The sequence below is a fragment of the Mesorhizobium sp. WSM4841 genome, from assembly GCF_055811515.1.
Window position 1 is genome coordinate 1 of sequence record NZ_JBVVQC010000084.1, and the last position, 1,262, is coordinate 1,262.

Consider the following 1,262-nt stretch of genomic DNA (forward strand, 5'->3'; position numbering starts at 1 on the left):
CAGGGCAACGAGTCCAGGTTAACGGGCTTGGAGAGCTGCCATCAGGTAGTCGGTATCCCAGGTTGCGAGTTTTCGCTTTCCCTTGATGGATTGTTTTCCGGGCATGGCTCGGATGAGGTTGAGGGCGAGGTGGCGGACCATGGCCATGTTTGTGGCGCCGTGGCCGCGGCGCAGGCGGGACTGGTCCTCCTTGAACTGGACGTCGAGAACCCAGTGTAGCCCGTTCTCGATCCCCCAATGGGCTCGGGCGGCCTCGGCGAAGGTTTTTGCAGTGAGGATGCGAGAGGAGATGTAGCATCGCCGCTCGACTCTGACCTCGACGCCGGTCTCGATGCGGGTCTCGACCATGGCGATGGTGCTGAGGCCCTTGAAGCGCGGCTCATCGGGATAGCGCCTTCTGCCACTCATCCAGTCGACACGCTGTGAGACGAGATGACGGCGCGTCTCGATGCGGCCATGGCCCTTCTCGACCTCGGTGAGCGCATCGATCTCATCGACGGGAGCGGCGTCGAAATAGAGCTGGATCTCGGCATGGGCGGTCTTCTGATTGTCCTTGGTGGCCAGGAGATAGTCGCCGCCGAGATCGACGATCGTCTCCGCGATGTCGGACTGGCAGCCCATGGCGTCGATGGAAACGAGACTACCCGCCAGCGCTCCGGACGCGGCCAGTTCCTGCAGCAGCAAGGGAATGGCGGTGATCTCGTTGGACTTGTCGGCCACCGCCCGTTGCCCCAGCACGAGGCTGTGGGTTGTCGCATAGGCCGAGACCAGGTGCAGCGCCGCCTGTCCACGCCCGCGATCGTGGCTGCGGCGTGAGGTCTTGCCATCGATGGCGATCTGGCCGACTGCTTCGGGCAGACGCTCGGCAACGAAGGCAAGAAAGCACGAAGCGAACAGGTCCGGTCCGATCCGGTTCATCACCACCCGCAGCCAATCCGCGCAGGGAATGCCGAAATGGTAGGGCTGCAGACGCCGCAGGAAGTCGAGATGCCTGTTCCCCCACAGAACGATGTCGTCATAATCGTCGCAGGCCGCCATCGTGCCGCAGACAACCAAAAGCAGCACCTCGCTGAGCGGATACATCACCTTGCAGGGCTGGCGATTGTCCTTGATCGCCGAAAAATGCCCCAAAAGGCTCTTGCGGCGCGGCGTAGCAACTTCGCTCATGGCTTCCTCCGAATCTGCGGAAGCCTCTTTGAATCACGCTAACCTGCGGCGGGCCACAAATTACACGCCGTCGTTAACCTGAACTCGTTGCCCTG

1 protein-coding gene is annotated in these 1,262 nt (G+C 62.1%); it reads right to left on the reverse strand.

Going from position 1 to position 1,262, the window contains the following annotated elements:
- Positions 1 to 18 precede the first annotated feature (18 nt).
- Positions 19 to 1,167, reverse strand: coding sequence for an ISAs1 family transposase (locus AC0L14_RS34720; RefSeq protein WP_473752223.1), 1,149 nt, complete (start codon positions 1,165 to 1,167; stop codon positions 19 to 21).
- Positions 1,168 to 1,262: the final 95 nt, after the last annotated feature.